A 16337-nucleotide genomic window follows, 5' to 3' on the forward strand; every position below is an offset into this window, starting at 1 on the left:
TCATCATGGCTATCCAGCAGAACTACGGCACCGGCCGCCGCAAGACCTCCGCCGCTCGCGTGTTCCTTCGCAAGGGCACCGGCGCGATCACCGTCAACGGCAAGACGCTCGACCAGTTCTTCGGTCGTGAAACGTCGCGCATGATCGTTCGTCAGCCGCTTGAGCTGATCGATGCGACCGAGAAGTTCGACGTGAACGTCACCGTCGCTGGCGGCGGCATCACCGGCCAGGCTGGCGCGATCCGTCTCGGCATCGCCCGCGCCCTGATCGAATACGACGAAAGCCTGAAGTCCCAGCTCCGCAAGGCTGGCTTCGTGACCCGCGACGCCCGCGAGGTCGAGCGCAAGAAGGTCGGTCTGCACAAGGCCCGCCGCGCTACCCAGTTCTCGAAGCGCTAATTCTCCTCGGAGAGTTGCTTCGACGGTTCGGTGCATCAAGTCAGAGCGCACCGAACTGAAGGGTTTTGGGAGATCGTCTAACGGTAGGACAACGGACTCTGACTCCGTTTATCTAGGTTCGAATCCTAGTCTCCCAGCCAAAAACAAAAAGCCCGCCTTCATGGCGGGCTTTTTGTTTTTGATTGGGAGGGTGAGGACTCGGACCCCGTTCGACAAATTTGCTGGGAGCAAATTTGGACAGCGCATAGCGCTGGCCCCGGAGCGCGCAGCGCGGAGGGGTGAGCCCCAAGGATGGGGCGAACAATCCAAGCCTTCACGCAATCGCCCATCACCTGAGCCAATCTGCGCTTGTCCATATAGTTTTCGAACTTGTTTGGACCGAGCCTCAGTGATCGCCCCGTTACGCGCAACGCTGGGAGTGAGCCCCACGGCTGGGGCGAACAATCCAAACCTCCGCGACACCACGCTCCATCTGAGCCGAGCTGTGCTCTTGGCAAAACTTCACCCCAGACGTTTGCGTCGATCTACGGACCAGGACTAGAGCGCGCAATTCGCAGTCTTGCGCGCTTCGATTCCCAACGCCTCCGCGAAAGCTATCAACCAGCCGAACCAACCACCCCACCCCATTCACAACCCAAGTACACCCCGCCACCCACGCTACCGCCAACGCCGGCTTTCCCGGCAGCGATGCGACGCCCATGCTCCAATCCTCCACCCCGCAGCTGGATGGCGCCGTCAAGCCGACGGAGAAACGTGAATCCGGTTTGCTGGCACCGCTTCGCATCGGTGTCTTCCGGCGCATCTGGGTCGCCAACCTGTTCGGCAATCTCGGCACCTGGGCGCAATCGGTCGCGGGGGCCTGGGTGATCACGGCGGCGCATGCCGGTCCGATCATGGTGGCGATGGTGCAGGTGGCGTCAGCGGCGCCGCTGGTCGTGCTGTCCATTGCCACCGGCGTGCTGGCCGACAACTACGACAAGCGAAAAATCATGCTGGTAGGCCAGTTGGTGGAGATGGCCGGCGCGATCTTCCTCACCGCACTGGCTTTCCTGGGAAGGCTCGACCCTTCGCTGCTGATCCTGGCGGTACTGTGGATTTCGCTCGGCAGTGCGATCACGGTACCGGCGTGGCAATCGGCGGTGGGCGAACAGGTGCCGCATGGCATGGTGAGTTCGGCGGTGCTGCTCAACGGCGTCAACTACAACGTGGCGCGCGCCGTCGGACCGGCCATCGGCGGCCTGATGCTGAGCGTGCTGGCGCCGAGCTGGGTCTTCATGGTCAACACGATCAGCTATGTCGGGTTGATCGCGGCGTTGTGGTACTGGCGGCGCGACGTGCCGGTGCACTCGCTGCCGCCGGAGAGCATCCGCGAAGGCGTGGTGGCTGCGATGCGCTTCACCTGGAATTCCACGGTGACGCGCCTGGCGATGCTGCGCTCCTTCATGTTCGGCTTCACCGCCAGCGTGATCTGGGCACTGCTGCCTTTGGTGGCCCGCGGGCGTCCTGATGGCACGGCGGCCCTCTACGGTTACATGCTCGGCATGCTGGGCATCGGCGCCATCTTCGGCAGCCTGCTCGTGCCGATGCTGCGACGATTGCTGGGTTCAAGTCGCTTGATCAGCGTGGCGGCGCTTGTCCTGGCGGGCATGATGTTGCTGCTCGCCTATGCAGGTTCGCTGGCGGTGATCATGCCGGCGCTCGGGGTATCCGGTGCCTGCTGGATCGCTGCACTCACCGAATACAACGCCAACGTGCAGTTGCTGGTGCCGGCCTGGGTGAAGGGCAGGGCGCTCGCGCTCTATCAGACGGCGCTTTACGCGGGCCTGGCCATCGGCTCGTTCCTGTGGGGACATCTGGCGGAGACGATGGGTGTATCTGGTGCCATTCTGTCGGCCGCGATCACCACGGCGATATCCGCGTTGCTGCTGTATCACTCGCAGTTTCCGATGCTGGACGCCGGCTCGGTGGAACTGGTTGCACGTAGCAGGAGCAAGCTCACCCAGCTGACATTCGATCATCGACGCGGCGAAGTCGTGATGGCGATCGAATACCTGGTGGCCCCAGAACACGCGACGGACTTCGTGGCGTTGGCCGACGACTTGCGGCACCTTCGTCTACGCAATGGCGTGCGCTACTGGGGGCTGTTCCGCGACGTGCGTGACGGGAATATCTGGCGCGAGGTCTTCCTCGTCGAGTCGTGGCTGCAGCACCTGCGCATGCTCGACCGCATGACGCTTGCCGACAAGGCGCTGATCGATCGCGCGAGGGCGCTGCATCAGGGATCCGATCCACCCAAAATGACGGTGAGCGTGACCTACGATTCCATTCCCTATGCGTCGACGGACGTCCAAACGAAAACGCCTCCCTGAGGGGAGGCGTTTCGTGACTGCCGATGGCGGCGAGTTACATCACCTTGTCGCCGACCAGCACCACATCCGCCGCGCGCCGCGCGAACAGGCCGACCGCGACAACGCCCGGAATCTGGTTGAGGTCGCTTTCCAGGCCCACCGGATCGGTGATCTGCCAGCCGTGCACGTCGATCACCCAGTTGCCGTTGTCGGTGACCACGCCGTCGCGCCACACGGGCTGGCCGCCGCGCTTGACGATTTCGCGGCCACCCAGGCTGCGCGCCATGGGAATGACTTCGATCGGCAGCGGGAATTTGCCGAGCAGCTTCACCTGCTTCGTCGAATCGATGATGCAGACGAACTTCTGGCTGGCTTCGGCAATGATCTTTTCGCGTGTGAGCGCGGCACCGCCGCCCTTGATCAGGCGCTTGTGCGTATCGCACTCGTCGGCACCGTCCACGTACAGCGTGAGCGCGCCGGTGGCGTTCAGGTCGAGCACCGGAATGCCCAGGCGCTTGAGGTGCGCGGTGGATTGCTCGGAGCTGGAAACAGCACCCTGGATGCGATCTTTCAGGTCGGCCAGCGCATCGATGAAGAAGGCGACGGTGGAGCCTGTGCCGACGCCGATGATGGCGCCGTCTTCGACGTAGCGGATGGCGGCTTCGCCGGCCTGGCGTTTTTCGTTGGCGCTCATGGGCTTGGTTTCCAATAAGGGAGAAAGTGTTAGGCCATCGCCTCGATGTGATGCCACTCGTCGGCACCCACGGGCATCACGGACAGACGGTTGCCCTTGCGCACGAGCGCCATGTCGGCCAGGGCGGGATCCGCCTGCAACGCCTTCAACGTGATGGTGTGCTTGAGCTTCTTGACGAACTTCACTTCCACCAGCATCCAGCGCGGATTGTCGCGCGAGCTGGCGGCATCGAAATATTTGCTCTTCGGATCGAACTGGCTGGGATCGGGGTAGGCGTCGGTGGCCACTTCGGCAATGCCGACAATGCCCGGTTCCGCGCAGTTGGAGTGATAGAAGAAAACCTTGTCGCCCACGCGCATGCCGTCGCGCATGAAGTTGCGCGCCTGATAGTTGCGCACGCCGTCCCAGGCTTCCTGGCCCTTGCGCTTCAAATCGTCGATGGAAAAGGCGTCCGGTTCGGACTTCATCAGCCAGTACTGCTTGTTCTTGCTCATGCGTGGGCTTCTCCGTCCTCACGGTTGGCGTGGCAATCGATCAGTTCCTGATCGGTGGCGATGAAATCGAGCGGAACGTCCCAGGGTTCCTCGTCGATGGATGGCAGCTCCTGGAACGCATAAGCGATGCCAACCAGCAGCGGTTCGGTGGGGCGCACCTGGTCGTTGAGGAAGGCAAAGGCGCGGTCATAGTAGCCACCGCCGGTACCCAGCCGATTGCCGCGACGGTCAAAACCCGTCAGCGGGACCAGCACCAGGTCGAGCTGGAAAGGCTCAAGCAATTCGCCAGGTTGCGCGGGCTCGGGGATGCCGTAGCGGTTCGGCTGAACGTCTTCGCCGGATTGCCAGGGCGCGAAACGCAGCTGGAAGTGGGGGCCAATGACCGGCAGCAGGAACTGCTGGCCGCGCGAGGCCAGCGGCGGGATGACCAGGTTCAGGGGCAATTCCCCGTCACAGGCCCAGTAACCGGCCACGCGGGCGTCGGTGAGGTATTCGGGCAGCTGCTCCAGGCTTCGGCGCAGGCCTTGGGCGGCGGCGATGCGCTGCCCCGGTGTCAGGGCCCGGCGCTGATCGGCCAGTTGCCGGCGTAATTCGCGTCGCTGGGCGATGGCGTCCACGTTCGCGTCTCCTGCTGAGCGAGCCATCCTTGGACTTACGGCGCCCTTGGGCGCCGTAAGTTAAGGAATAAGGTGGCGTTACCGCGATGCCGCTGCCCACCAAACGACCTTGATCCACGATGGATCAGGTGGGAGGGCGACATGGTCTCAAGGCTTTCCGCACGCGGCGGACATGCACAACAACCGATGAAAAGCCGACCCGGGGCCGTATTTAGGAACAAGGCAAATGTAAGAGTGTGCTGGCGCACACCGCAGAGAACGCCGTGGACTATTTTATGTGGGCGTCGAGTGCTGCTTCAAGCTTGCGACGCAATGCGGCGATGCCGTCAGTCACGCTCTGATCAGAACCCGTGTGCTGCTTGCGCAGCGCGAGAAATTCGTGGGTGACGCTGATGGCGGCCAGCACGGCGAGGCGATCGAAGCCCGGCGCCTTCGCGTTGGCACGCAATTCGCGCATCTTGCGGTCGAGGAAGGCTGCCGATTCCAGCAGGCCTTCGCGTTCTTCCGGCGCGCAGGCGATCAGGAATTCGCGGTCGACCAGGCGCAGGGCGACCGGCACGCTGGCGTTGGTTTCCACGGTGCTGTCAGCCATTGTTCTCGAGCGCCTTCAGTCGCTGGATCATTGCTTCAACGCGGCTGCGCGCCTGTTCGTTGCGCGCCATCAGGCCGGCCCGTTCACTCGCCAGTTGTTCCTGGCTGTGACGCAGGCTGCGGTTTTCTTCGGAGAGGCGGCGCACGGCATCAAGCAACCGGTCGACTTGTTCGCCGAGGGCTGCAAGCTCTTGCTTGGAATCTGACTTGACGGAATCGGGCGCGCTCATGGTCGAAACTATAACAGGAGGCCTGACGAAAACAGCAGGCTGGACAACGTTTTCAAAGCGGGTGCATTAAACTTGCCGCTTGTCTTGAAAGGAGCCAAGCCATGACAGCGAACGAGCTGATCGGCTACGACGAACTGGATGCCGCCGCCGCCCGCCTGCAGCTGGCCGAGGACGCCAGCGGCCTGCACGGTTCGCTGTGCGGATTCCTGGCCGGTGGCGGTCGCATCGGCAAGCAGTCGCTGGTGGAAGCGCTGCACATGGATGCGGAAGCCGCAACGCCATCGGCGGGCGACAAGGCCCTGCTGGAGCGTCTGGTGAAACAGACCGAGTCCGAGCTGGCCGATCCGGAACTGGGCTTTGAACCGCTGATGCCCGCCGATGACCGACCGCTGGCCGAACGCGCCGACGCGCTGGTCGATTGGTGCCGCGGGTTCCTCGGTGGCTTTGGCCTCGGTGGTGCGCAGACGCACGGCAAGCTGTCGGACGAGGCGCAGGAAATCCTCAAGGACCTGGGCGCCATCGCCGCATCGTCCTTCGAATTCGGTGATGAAGCCGAGGACGAAGACGCCTTGATCGAAGTGCATGAATTCGTGCGCATGGGCGCCATGCTGCTGTTCGCCGAGTGCTCGAACCGCCACGGCCCAAGCAGCGACACCGTGCATTGAACATCTCGTCCGAGGAATACACCCGTCGCCGCCGCCAGTTGATGCGCATGGCGGGCGACGATGCTGTTCTGTTGATTGCCGCCGCCCCCGAGCGGGTGCGCAACGCGGACGCCAACTGGCCCTATCGGCAGGACTCGGACCTGCATTATCTCTCGGGTTTTCCCGAGCCCGATGCCGTGCTGGCCTTGCTGCCGGGGCGCAAGCATGGTGAAGCGGTGTTGTTCTGTCGCGAACGCGACGAGGAACACGAACGCTGGCATGGCGAGTCCATCGGCACCGACCGCGCCGTCAGTGAGCACGGCATGGATGATGCGTTCCCCATCGACGACATCGACGACATCCTGCCCGGCATGATCGAAGGGCGGGCACGCGTCTACTGTCACTTTGGGCGCGAGCCCGAATTCGACGCGCGACTGCTTGGCTGGATGCGCCGCTTGCGCCAATTGCGCGGCGGTGGCGTGGTGCCCAAGGAATTCGTGGCGCTGGGCCACCTGCTGCACGACCTGCGCCTGTACAAGTCACGCGGCGAGTTGAAGCTGATGCGTGAATCGGCCTCCATCGCTGCCGATGCGCATCTGGCGGCCATGCGTGCGGCCATCGCGGGTCGCCACGAATACGAGGTGGAAGCGGAAGTGCTGCGCGTCATGCGCAGCCGCGGTGCGGTGCCCGCGTTTCCGCCGATCGTGGCAAGTGGCGTGAATGCCTGCACCATGCACTACACCGCCAATCGTGCGGTGCTGCGCGATGGCGATCTGTTGCTGGTGGATGCCGGCGCCGAAGTGGATTGCTACGCCTCGGACATCACCCGCACATTCCCCATCAGCGGCCGTTACAGCCGCGAGCAGCGTGCGCTTTACGAAGTGGTGCTCGCGGCGCAACTTGCGGCTATCGACGAAGTCTTGCCTGGGCGCGCTTTCAACGCGGCGCACGAAGCGGCCGTGCGCGTCATCACGGAAGGTCTTTGCGCGCTGGGGATTATCAAGGGAAGCGCGGACGCCGCCGTCGCCGATGGCAGCTACAAGCGTTTCTTTCCCGCCAAGACGGGCCACTGGCTGGGACTGGATGTGCATGACGTCGGCGACTATCGCGTCGATGGCGAGCCGCGCGTGCTTGAGCCCGGCATGGTGGTGACGGTGGAACCCGGCATCTACGTGCCGCCGGGCGATTTCACCGTGGCCGAGCGCTGGCGTGGCATCGGCATCCGCATCGAAGACGATGTGGCGATTACCAAGGATGGCAACGACGTGCTGACGGACGGCGTGCCCAAGGATGCGGACGAGATCGAGGCGCTGCTGGCCTCGCGCTGAGGCGCTATTTGTTTCTGTAGGAGCGCACTTGTGCGCGACCGTCACATAGCCTGATCACTGCTACGACCGGTCGCGCCCAAGTGCGCTCCTGCATGGCGGTTAGGGCAGCTTGTCGCGGGGATGCGGATCCTTGCGGTTATGCGCATCGTCGGTGGCGTAAACCTCGTACCACATCGCGTTGAGGATGCCGAAGGCGCAGGCCAGGCCGAGGCCGAGGATCCAGGCGAAATACCACATGGTGTCGTTCCTCTCTCAGTAGCCGTGGCCGGACTGGCGCACGTGGTCCAGCGTGACGCGACCGCGTACCACGCGATACACCCAGCTGGTGTAGATGATGATGATGGGCATGAAGATCGCCGTCATCGCCAGCATCAGGCCCAACGTGCCCTGGCTCGACGATGCGTCCCACACGGTAAGGCTGGAGCGCGGATCGAGCCGGGAAGGCAGCAGGAACGGAAACAGCGCGAAGCCCGCGGAAAGAATGGTGCCCGCCACCATCAGGCTGCTGCACACGAAACCGCCGAGTCCCTTCTTGCCCACCGTGAGCTGCACGCCAATGGCACCTGCGAATGCGACCACGGGAGCGAGCCAGAACAGCGGATGCTGCATGTAGCTCGCGAACCAGCTGCTGCCCTGTGCGACCTGCTTGAAGAGCGGATTGGACACGCCATCCGTCACGACCGGACCGACGATGGCGAAGCCTGCCACGCCGTAGGCAAGCCAGATACCAGCAGCCACGTACAACACAACATAGGCCAGCGTGGCGAAGCGTGCCACGCGCACCGCGCGGTCCGCGATGATGTGGTCCGCCTTGTACGCCGCCCAGCACGCACCATGAGCCAGCAGCATGCTCAGTGACACCAGACCTGCCACCAGCGCGAACGGGTGCAGCAGTTCGAAGAAACTGCCGTGCCAGGTCATGCGCAGGTCGTTGTCGAACTGGAAGGGCGCGCCAAGGAACAAATTGCCGAAGGCCACGCCGGAAATCAGCATCACCACGATGCCGGATGCGGTGAGCACGTAGTCCCACACGGTGCGCCAGCGTTCGTCGTGCACCTTGCCGCGAAAGTTGAAGCCCACCGGCCGCAGGATCAGCGCAACCAGCACGAGGAAGATCGCCAGGTACATGCCGGAGAACGACACTGCGTAAAGCTGCGGCCACGCCGCAAACGCCGCGCCGCCGCCCAGCACGAACCACACCTGGTTGCCTTCCCACGTGGGCTCGATGGTCTCGAGCATCACCAGGCGTTCGTCCTCCGTCTTGCCCAGCACGCGCAGCAGCGCCGCGATGCCGAAGTCGAAGCCGTCCATGATGGCGAAGCCGATCAGCAGCACGCCGAGCAGGGCCCACCAGATCACGCGTAGTGTTTCGTAGTCGAACATGGCGTTCTCCTCAGGCGCCGACGTGGGCAGCGGACTTGGTGATCGGTGGCACCGGTTCCGATGCCGGCCACAAGCCCAGGCCATCCGGTCCCTTCTTGGCGTACTTCACCATCAGCACGGCGTCGATGATGGCCAGCGCGCTGTAGAACAACACGAAGCCGCCAAGCGAGGTCCATACCTGTCCTGCCGTGACACTGGATACACCCAGTGCGGTGGGCAGCACGCCCTCGATGGCCCACGGTTGACGGCCATACTCGGCCACGATCCAGCCCAGTTCGGTGGATATCCATGGCAGCGGCAGACTCCACAGCGCCAGCTTCAGATACCAGCGGCGCTTGTCGAGTTGGCGCTTGCTTGCCTGCCAGAACGAGAACGCGAACAGCGCGATGAAATAGAAGCCCAGCGCCACCATGATGCGGAACGACCAGAACAGCACGGGCACGTTCGGGATGGTGCTTTCCGCGGCCTTCTGGATATCGGCCGCCGTTGCCTTGCGGGGATCGTCCATGGTGCGCTTGAGCAACAGCGCGTAGCCCATGTCCTTGTCGTGCGCAGCGAGAATGGCCTGGGCCTGCGCGTTGTTCTTGTCCTCGCGCAGCACGAGCATGGCGTCATACGCCTGGATGCCGGTGCTGATTCGTCCCTTGGTGTCTTCCACCAGGTTGGCAATACCCGGAATCGGTTTGTCGATGGAACGCGTGCCGATCAGGCCCATCACCCAGGGAATGCGCACGGCGTAGTGCGTGGTGTGGTTCTCCACGTCAGGCAGGCCAAACAGCGTGAACGATGGCGGAGCCGGTTCGGTTTCCCACATGGCTTCGATGGCAGCCATCTTCATCTTCTGGTTTTCCGAAACGGCGTAACCCGATTCGTCACCCAGCACCACCACGGAAAGCGCCGCGGCCAGGCCAAAACTTGCGGCCACCGTCATCGAACGCTTGGCGAAATCCACATTGCGACCACGCAGCAGATACCAGGCGCTGATGGACAGCACGAACATCGAGCCGATCACATAGCCCGCACTCACCGTGTGCACGAACTTCGCCTGTGCCACCGGGTTGAACATCACCTCGGTGAACGACGTGACTTCCATGCGCATCGTCTGCGCGTTGAACGCCGAACCCACCGGGTTCTGCATCCAGCCGTTGGCGATGAGAATCCACAGCGCGGACAGGTTGGTGCCCAGCGCGAGGAACCATGTCGTTAGCAGGTGCGAGAAGCGCGACATGCGATCCCAGCCCATGAAGAACAGGCCCACCAGCGTCGCTTCGAGGAAGAACGCCATCAAACCTTCGATGGCCAGCGGCGTACCGAACACGTCGCCCACGTAGTGCGCGTAATAGGCCCAGTTCATGCCGAACTGGAATTCCATGGTGACGCCGGTGGCGACGCCCATGGCGAAGTTGATGCCAAACAGCACGCCCCAGAACTGCACCATGCGCTTCCATACTTCGCGCCCGGTCATCACATAGACACTCTCCATGATGGCGAGAATCCACACGATGCCCAATGTCAGCGGCACGAACAGGAAGTGATAGAGCGCAGTCAGCGCGAACTGCAGGCGTGAGAGCGTGACGACATCGGAGTCGATGATCATGGGCTGTCTGCTTGCGTTGAGGAAGAAGAAGCGGCCGGCGCGAGCAAATGCTCGATGGCAGCGGGACGGGTGTCGGGCCGCGCGTAGTGGGCGGCCACGGCCCACCAGATGAGCGAGATGAACGCGATCTTGGCGACCACCAGGAAAATCAGTTCGCGCGCCAGGCGACGCAGCGGAGGTCTTGGCAGGTCAACGGGAACCGGCACCGGATCGACCGGGCCGGCGTGTGTCTTGGTCATGCGACGCGCCCCTAGCTGTACCTTGGGGCGAGCATACGCAACGAGCGTGAAGTTGTCGTGCGGAGGGATGACGCAGCGGCGCAAGGCCGCGCGGGCTGAAATGCCGCAGCGGCGATGGCTCAAGTTGGTGTAGGTGTTTCTACTGAAGCCTCGCCCGTCGCCGGGCGAGGCCAGCCGGGAATGGTCAGCCGATCAGCGCGAAGGCATCGCGCGTCAGGTTCTCGGGTGCGCCATCGGTGCACACCACGTCGTCTTCGATGCGGATGCCGCCATACGGACGGAACTGCGCGACACGATCCCACTGGATGTCGCTTGCCACCGGCTTGTCACGAAGTTCGTCGAGCAGCATGTCGATGAAGTACAGGCCCGGCTCGATCGTCACCACCATGCCCGGTTCCAGCGCACGCGTCATGCGCAGGTACGGGTGACCCTGCGGGCGCGCAATGGTGCCGCCGGTTTCGGAGGCCTGGAAGCCGGCCACGTCGTGCACCTGCAGGCCAATGGGATGACCCAGGCCGTGCGGGAAGAAGGCGGACGTGACGCCGGATGCCACCGCACTTTCCGCGCTCATGCGGATGATGCCGTGCTCGCGCAGCACATCGGCCAGCACGTGATGTGCGTGGATGTGCAGCTCGGGATAACTCTGGCCCGCACGCACTTTCGCCGCGAAAGCCTGCTGAGCGGCATCCATGCTGTCGATCAATGCCTGGAATTCCGCATGCCCCTTCGCGGCATACGTACGCGTGATGTCGCTGGCATAACCCGCTGCGCTGGCACCGGCATCGATCAGGAACGACCGGCTTTCCGCCGGGGCGTGGCGATCAAAGTGCGTGTAGTGCAACACCGCGCCATGTTCGTTGAGGCCAACGATGCTGGCGTAGGGCAGCTCCGCGTCGATCTGGCGTGCGGCGGCGAGATGCGCCATGTGAATGCCGAACTCGCTTTCACCTGCGCGGAAGGCCTGTTCGGCAGCGCGGTGCGCACGCGCGCCAATACGGCTGGCCTCGCGCATCAGTTCAAGCTCGTACGGCGTCTTGTAGGAGCGATGCCAATGCAGGTAATCCAACACGGCCTGCGGATTGTTGGCTTCCGCGCCGGGCACGGTCGGGCATTCCGGACCGATGATGGCGCGGCGAGTGTTCGTGGCAGGCAACAGCGCGACGGCATCCGTGGCGTTGCGCACGATCTCGATGTCGAAGTGTTCCACCCAATAGCCGCTCGGTGCGGCGGGCACCACATGCCAGTAATCCTTGGGCTGCAGAAAGATCAGCTTGGGCTTGTGGCCCGGGGTGTAGACGATCCAGCTTCCCGGCGTGTCCGTGAGCGGCAGCCAGTGGCGGAAGTGTGGATTGGCGACGAAAGGGTAGTCCTGGTCGTCAAGGAATTTCCGCAGCGGCGTGCCGGCGGCTATCACGAGATGATCGAACCCGCCGAGTGCAAGCGCCTTGTCGGCGCGTTCGCGCAGCGTGGCGAGGTGCTGGGGATAAAGCGGGGCAAGGCGATCGTGCATGGTGACGCCGGACGGCGGCGCCGGGCTTGATGGTGGGCCGGGCGGTTGGGGAAGGGGACATGATGGCGCGGAGGGGAGGGTATCGCCAGTTTTGGGGTGTGTGCGGCGCCGTTTGGCGCGTTTTGGCTTGGCTCCCTCTCCCCGCTGGGGAGAGGGTTGGGGTGCGGGGCGGGTGCTCGCGGGAACGTGTCTATCCCTCACCGCCGCCTTTGCAATGACGCTTCTATCCCTCACCGCCATCTTAGCGACGATGTCTCTACCCCTCACCGTCATTCCCGCGAAGGCGGGAATCCAGTGACTTTGCTTTTGCTCTGTCGTTCGGCTGAAACGTTGCCGCGACCTGGCTCGCCTGCCGCGGGCTTCCGACGATCTGCCGATCGCCGGGTCACTTTTCTTTGCTTGCCCAAAGAAAAGTAACCAAAAGAAAAGGCACCCCCACTTGGCGCTGTCTGGGCTACGCCCAGCCAGTCCGTGAGGGGCGGCCGGGCTTTTCGACCGGGCTCCTGCCCGGGCGAAAAGTGCCTGACATCCATGTCAGGCACCCCTGCGGGGCCTGATCGTCCACCCCTCACCGCCGCACAGGGGGCCCAAGATCAAGATCAAGATCAAGAGCAGAGCAGAGCAGAGCGGACGGCTCGTGCAGCTGCGCTACACATCGCATCGTGGGCAGGTCGCTGCGCTCCTGTCTTCAAGAAGGATCGCTTGGAAGGGAGAGGTTAGGTTGGCCCCTCACCCCAACCCTCTCCCCGGAGGGGAGAGGGAGCAAAAGCGGCGGGTGCGCACCGCCGCGCGTACTGGAGTTCATTACCCACGACGGTCGGAGAGCGAAGCGCGCCTCTTGAGTCGACCATGAGATCGGAAAACAGGGCAAGGGCTTTGTCACACTACGGCGGTCGGCAAGCGTAGCGTTCGCCTTGAACCATCGCAGAGGTTGGGAAGCGTAGCGATCACCTGCTTTCAGCCCTCTTCGCTTCGGCGCGTTGCGAAGCGCAATGAAGTACCCGCTGTGTCTCGGCGAAGGTTGCCAAGCACCAACACACCTCAACCGTTCGGGCTTATCCCCACGCAATGCTATGAGCCGTGGCTCTGAAGGCCATTTTCTTTGGGTTACTTTTCTTTTGGGCCAGCAAAAGAAAAGTGACTCGAGCGCCGGCAGGCGATCGAAACGCCGCCGCGGCGTGAGCGGCCAGGTCGCGGCAACGCCCGCACAAGCGATACCCGCGTACAACGCAAAAAAGGAAACAAAGTCATTGGACCCCCGCCTTCGCGGGAGTGACGGTGAGGGAGTAGCGAAGGCTTTCGAAGCGTGGAAGCAGGCGTGCAAAAGCTGCACCGCTCGAAGAAGCGATCCAAGCGCAACGCGAAAACCAAAGGCCAAGCCACATGCTGGCGCATCAAGGCTGTTGAAAGCGCCGCGAGCCTGTATCGGGATGACTGCGAGGAAAATTCGGAACGAAAACGGAAAGGCTGCACCGGCGTCGATCGCCAAAACGGCTTCGCGAAAAAGCCCAACCCTCAAACCCTGGCGGGACGGCCCAGCCAGACAGCCGCAACCCTCAATCCCTCTCCGGCTGCTCCAACCACGCATCCAGCAACGCCGCATCCGCGTCATCAATCGCCACGATGCGATACCCCGACCACACTTGCCCCGGGCTGGCCGCCGCTTCGTGCCATTGCTCCTGGATGCCCACCTCGATGCTCTGCGGTGAGCTGCCCAGGCCGGGCAGCGACAGGCTTACCTGGTAGATCGCCTCGCTGCGCGGTGGATGCGTGCTGATGAGCAGCATGCCGTTGGCGGAAAGGTTGCCCAGGTGGCCGATGGGCTGGCCGGTGATCACGTCGGTCACCACCGCCGTGAAGTTGGCGCGCTTGCGCAGGGCGCGGCGCTGGTCGATGGAGGCAATGTTCTCGCTCACGTCGGTGCTCCGGGGCGTGAGTGGGCGGCGTGGCCGCTGGTGAGCTGGCGTAATTGGCTGGTCAGTGCGTGCCACGCACGATCCAGCAGGTTTTCCTTGATCTGCGGCATCTCGCGCACGCGGCCGCAAGCCATTTCGTGGGCGAGTTGTTCCAGCGTCATTTCCTGTCCGCGCAGGCCGCGGCGCGTGACGAAAAGGCTGTTGCCGGACACCGGCGAATACCACGCCAGCTTGCGCTGGGTGATGCGGCCGTTGCTTGGATCGATGAACTCGAACCAGCTGCCGAAAGGAAGCTGGCGCAGGCGCTGACGAATGCGTCGTTCCGGTGATTCGGGCGAGGGCGGCGGTGTGGAAATGGGCGGCGGGGCAACGGGTGTTTCCGGTGCCACGTTTTCGCCCAGTCGCTGGCGCTGCTTGAGCTTGAGTGCCAGTTCCGTCGCCGTCGCCGCTTCGGTGTTTGCCGGCGCGGTGGCCGGCACGCCCAGCAGGCGCTGCGCGACCTGCACGGCTTCTTCGGCGTGCATGCCGATCTGTTGCAAGCCCGATTCCACTTCAGCCTGCAACAGGCCGCGATCGGCGACCGGCTGTTGGCCGAGCAACTGGTCGGTAATGCGAAGACGCAGGGTGAAGGCTTCGCTGTCTTCGCCATGCCGCAACAATGTCAGTGCCAGCACGTCGGACCACGCGCGTTCCAGCAAGGTGCGCAGGAGGCCGCGTGGATTGCACTTCTCGAAGCGCTCGGTCATCAACTCGGCGGCGCGATGGCGCGCCTGCTCGAGACGTTCGCGGCCCTGCATCGCTTCGACCTGGCGGCGTTCGGCGATCTGCGCCTTGCGATTGAGTAGGCCGAGATGATGTTCGATATCCGCCAGCAGGCTCGTGTAGAGGCCGGTGCTGGGCGGCTCGCGGCGTGCACGGTCCACCAATTGGTTGAGCTTGGCTTCGAGCGTGCGGTCGACATCGCCTTCGGGACCATCCAGCCAGTCGTTCGCCGCTTCGGTAACGACACCGAGCAGCTTGCGGGCGGGATGTTCGCTCTGGTTGAAGAAGCCCTGGTCGGTCACCGCCATGCGCAGCAGCGGCAGCTGCAGTTCGCCCAGCAGCGAGTGCGCATTGCCCTGGTGATGCAGCTGGCGATCCAGTTGTTCGAACAGCATGGCGACCAGTTCGACCGTGTCGCCCTGTTCGTCGCTCAGGTGCATCTGCGCGGCACCGTCCGGTCGGCCGGAGTTGAGCTGCGTCAGCAGTTCCTCGCGCAGCGCCTGCGCACTCAGCAGCTCACGCTTGGCCTGGTCGGCCACGTCGCTGACGTGCAGTTGCAGGGCATCGAGTGCCAGCTGCAGTTCTTCGGGGGATGCCGAGCGTCCGCCTTGATAATCGAGTGCACCCTGGCCGGAACGATGCTGCGCCAGCATTTCGCGCAGGTTGTCGAGCACGGCGATGCTGTCGCTGCGTGGCGCGGCATTCTGGGCAGGCGCCGCTGCCGCCGCGCCCGGTGCCGGCTGTCGATTGAATGCAGCAGGCGGATTGTCCTGGGCGCCCGCGCGCGAGGGGCGTTCCATCTGAATGCGTGGCGTCGTGGGAAACGCGCGCAGCTGCGGCAGGATGCCGTCGGCGCGCAGGTGTTCGTTCACCGTGTCGTACAGCGTGGATAGCCCGGCCACCACCGTTGCGTCGAAACACTGCAACAGCAGCAAGCGATGTTCGACGGGCAGTTCCATGGGTGCCATCGCTTCGCGGAAAGCGGTGGCCAGCGAATGCGGGCCCAGCGGCAGGTGCTCGCCTTCCAGCGGCGGCTGGCTTACCAGCACGGCGTAGCGATAACCCAGCTCGAACAGCGCCGTGCCGTGGCGTGCTTCGCCGCGGGCAACGAGTTTGTCCAACGCCACGGTTTGTTCGTGTTCGGTCGGGTCGAGCAGTTCGAGCGGCCGACGCGGCGCATCCGCATGAACTTCCGTTTCAACGATGACGCCGACGCGGCTGAAGTGCTGGCGCATACCGTCCATGAAACGGCGTTCCAGCGCTGCACGCTGCTGCTGCACCAGCTGGCGCGAATACAGGCACTGCTGTTGTTCCACGGGGCTGCGCGACCGCTCGGCCTGCCCATAGAGCCGTTGCTCGGCTTCGCCCACACACTGGCGCAGCGGCGCTTCCAGCCAGCTAGTGCAGAGTGCGTGCGTTTCTTCGATCAGTCGACGGGCGCGCGGCGACCAGCCAGCATGGTCGGGACGTGTGTCTCGATCGGATGCAAGCGGCGGCCGTCGACCCTGCTGTTCGACTTCCATGACAGACCTTGGTTTCATTCCCCCCGGATGGCCAAGAGTCTAAGGCCGCCAGGGCACGACCGC

Annotated in this window: 16 protein-coding genes, 1 tRNA gene and 1 other RNA gene; 5 read left to right on the forward strand and 13 right to left on the reverse strand. The window is 63.8% G+C overall.

All coding sequences use genetic code 11. From position 1 onward, the window contains the following. Positions 1-5 precede the first annotated feature (5 nt). From rpsI to DK366_RS01355, 3 genes are all read left to right on the forward strand, one after another. A complete protein-coding gene (gene rpsI / locus DK366_RS01345; protein ID WP_109123709.1) occupies positions 6-398 on the forward strand; it encodes a 30S ribosomal protein S9 in 393 nt (130 codons plus the stop codon). Between the two features lie 66 nt (positions 399-464). Continuing rightward, positions 465-538, forward strand: a tRNA-Gln gene (locus tag DK366_RS01350). A gap of 558 nt (positions 539-1096) precedes the next feature. Continuing rightward, complete coding sequence (locus tag DK366_RS01355; protein ID WP_109123710.1) at positions 1097-2767, forward strand: MFS transporter; 1671 nt, start codon at positions 1097-1099, stop codon at positions 2765-2767. 34 nt (positions 2768-2801) lie between these two features. On the opposite strand, the gene rpiA is transcribed toward DK366_RS01355, so the two are convergent. The 6 genes from rpiA to DK366_RS01385 form a co-directional block, all read right to left on the reverse strand. Next, positions 2802-3440, reverse strand: a complete 639-nt coding sequence (gene rpiA / locus DK366_RS01360; protein ID WP_109123711.1) for a ribose-5-phosphate isomerase RpiA — start codon at positions 3438-3440, stop codon at positions 2802-2804. A 29-nt stretch (positions 3441-3469) separates the two neighbouring features. Further along, complete coding sequence (locus DK366_RS01365; protein WP_109123712.1) at positions 3470-3934, reverse strand: EVE domain-containing protein; 465 nt, start codon at positions 3932-3934, stop codon at positions 3470-3472. Beyond that, a complete protein-coding gene (locus DK366_RS01370; protein WP_109123713.1) occupies positions 3931-4551 on the reverse strand; it encodes a 5-formyltetrahydrofolate cyclo-ligase in 621 nt (206 codons plus the stop codon). The genes DK366_RS01365 and DK366_RS01370 overlap by 4 nt, the downstream gene beginning before the upstream one ends. Positions 4552-4625: 74 nt before the next feature. Then, positions 4626-4812: non-coding RNA, 6S RNA (gene ssrS / locus DK366_RS01375), on the reverse strand. A gap of 7 nt (positions 4813-4819) precedes the next feature. Next, positions 4820-5143 carry a cell division protein ZapA gene (locus DK366_RS01380; RefSeq protein WP_109123714.1) on the reverse strand — a complete coding sequence of 108 codons (324 nt, stop codon included), beginning with the start codon at positions 5141-5143 and terminating at the stop codon, positions 4820-4822. Then, a complete protein-coding gene (locus DK366_RS01385; RefSeq protein ID WP_109123715.1) occupies positions 5136-5372 on the reverse strand; it encodes a TIGR02449 family protein in 237 nt (78 codons plus the stop codon). Before DK366_RS01385 ends, DK366_RS01380 begins: the two co-directional genes overlap by 8 nt. A gap of 101 nt (positions 5373-5473) precedes the next feature. Between DK366_RS01385 and DK366_RS01390 the strand changes: the two genes are divergently transcribed. Both DK366_RS01390 and DK366_RS01395 read left to right on the forward strand, forming a co-directional pair. Continuing rightward, positions 5474-6037: a UPF0149 family protein gene (locus tag DK366_RS01390; RefSeq protein WP_109123716.1), complete on the forward strand. Its 564-nt coding sequence runs from the start codon at positions 5474-5476 to the stop codon at positions 6035-6037. After that, positions 6034-7344 carry an aminopeptidase P N-terminal domain-containing protein gene (locus tag DK366_RS01395; RefSeq protein WP_109123717.1) on the forward strand — a complete coding sequence of 437 codons (1311 nt, stop codon included), beginning with the start codon at positions 6034-6036 and terminating at the stop codon, positions 7342-7344. The genes DK366_RS01390 and DK366_RS01395 overlap by 4 nt, the downstream gene beginning before the upstream one ends. 99 nt (positions 7345-7443) lie before the next feature. Here DK366_RS01395 and cydX read toward each other — a convergent pair whose 3' ends face one another. The 7 genes from cydX to DK366_RS01430 all read right to left on the reverse strand — a co-directional run bounded on the left by cydX (position 7444) and on the right by DK366_RS01430 (position 16274). Then, positions 7444-7581, reverse strand: a complete 138-nt coding sequence (gene cydX / locus DK366_RS01400; protein WP_109123718.1) for a cytochrome bd-I oxidase subunit CydX — start codon at positions 7579-7581, stop codon at positions 7444-7446. 15 nt (positions 7582-7596) lie between these two features. Further along, a complete protein-coding gene (gene cydB, locus DK366_RS01405; protein WP_109123719.1) occupies positions 7597-8727 on the reverse strand; it encodes a cytochrome d ubiquinol oxidase subunit II in 1131 nt (376 codons plus the stop codon). A 10-nt stretch (positions 8728-8737) separates the two neighbouring features. Next, a complete protein-coding gene (locus tag DK366_RS01410; protein WP_232820875.1) occupies positions 8738-10321 on the reverse strand; it encodes a cytochrome ubiquinol oxidase subunit I in 1584 nt (527 codons plus the stop codon). Further along, the gene (gene cydP / locus DK366_RS01415) at positions 10321-10563 is read right to left on the reverse strand and encodes a cytochrome oxidase putative small subunit CydP (RefSeq protein ID WP_232820862.1); all 243 of its coding nucleotides are present in this window, start codon (positions 10561-10563) and stop codon (positions 10321-10323) included. The genes DK366_RS01410 and cydP overlap by 1 nt, the downstream gene beginning before the upstream one ends. Before the next feature lie 184 nt (positions 10564-10747). After that, the gene (gene pepQ, locus DK366_RS01420) at positions 10748-12073 is read right to left on the reverse strand and encodes a Xaa-Pro dipeptidase (protein ID WP_109123721.1); all 1326 of its coding nucleotides are present in this window, start codon (positions 12071-12073) and stop codon (positions 10748-10750) included. 1556 nt (positions 12074-13629) lie between these two features. Further along, positions 13630-13989 carry a PilZ domain-containing protein gene (locus DK366_RS01425; protein ID WP_232820863.1) on the reverse strand — a complete coding sequence of 120 codons (360 nt, stop codon included), beginning with the start codon at positions 13987-13989 and terminating at the stop codon, positions 13630-13632. Continuing rightward, positions 13986-16274 carry a DUF1631 family protein gene (locus tag DK366_RS01430; RefSeq protein ID WP_109123722.1) on the reverse strand — a complete coding sequence of 763 codons (2289 nt, stop codon included), beginning with the start codon at positions 16272-16274 and terminating at the stop codon, positions 13986-13988. The genes DK366_RS01425 and DK366_RS01430 overlap by 4 nt, the downstream gene beginning before the upstream one ends. Positions 16275-16337: the final 63 nt, after the last annotated feature.

Origin of the sequence: Dyella sp. C11 (genome assembly GCF_003121485.1) — a bacterium.
Taxonomy (GTDB): Bacteria; Pseudomonadota; Gammaproteobacteria; order Xanthomonadales; family Rhodanobacteraceae; genus Dyella.

Coding starts and splice junctions, on each gene's coding strand:
- rpsI (WP_109123709.1), top strand. CDS start 6: ATGGCTATCCAGCAGAACTACGGCACCGGCCGCCGCAAGACCTCCGCC.
- DK366_RS01355 (WP_109123710.1), top strand. CDS start 1,097: ATGCTCCAATCCTCCACCCCGCAGCTGGATGGCGCCGTCAAGCCGACG.
- rpiA (WP_109123711.1), bottom strand. CDS start 3,440: ATGAGCGCCAACGAAAAACGCCAGGCCGGCGAAGCCGCCATCCGCTAC.
- DK366_RS01365 (WP_109123712.1), bottom strand. CDS start 3,934: ATGAGCAAGAACAAGCAGTACTGGCTGATGAAGTCCGAACCGGACGCC.
- DK366_RS01380 (WP_109123714.1), bottom strand. CDS start 5,143: ATGGCTGACAGCACCGTGGAAACCAACGCCAGCGTGCCGGTCGCCCTG.
- DK366_RS01385 (WP_109123715.1), bottom strand. CDS start 5,372: ATGAGCGCGCCCGATTCCGTCAAGTCAGATTCCAAGCAAGAGCTTGCA.
- DK366_RS01390 (WP_109123716.1), top strand. CDS start 5,474: ATGACAGCGAACGAGCTGATCGGCTACGACGAACTGGATGCCGCCGCC.
- cydX (WP_109123718.1), bottom strand. CDS start 7,581: ATGTGGTATTTCGCCTGGATCCTCGGCCTCGGCCTGGCCTGCGCCTTC.
- cydB (WP_109123719.1), bottom strand. CDS start 8,727: ATGTTCGACTACGAAACACTACGCGTGATCTGGTGGGCCCTGCTCGGC.
- cydP (WP_232820862.1), bottom strand. CDS start 10,563: ATGACCAAGACACACGCCGGCCCGGTCGATCCGGTGCCGGTTCCCGTT.
- pepQ (WP_109123721.1), bottom strand. CDS start 12,073: ATGCACGATCGCCTTGCCCCGCTTTATCCCCAGCACCTCGCCACGCTG.
- DK366_RS01430 (WP_109123722.1), bottom strand. CDS start 16,274: ATGGAAGTCGAACAGCAGGGTCGACGGCCGCCGCTTGCATCCGATCGA.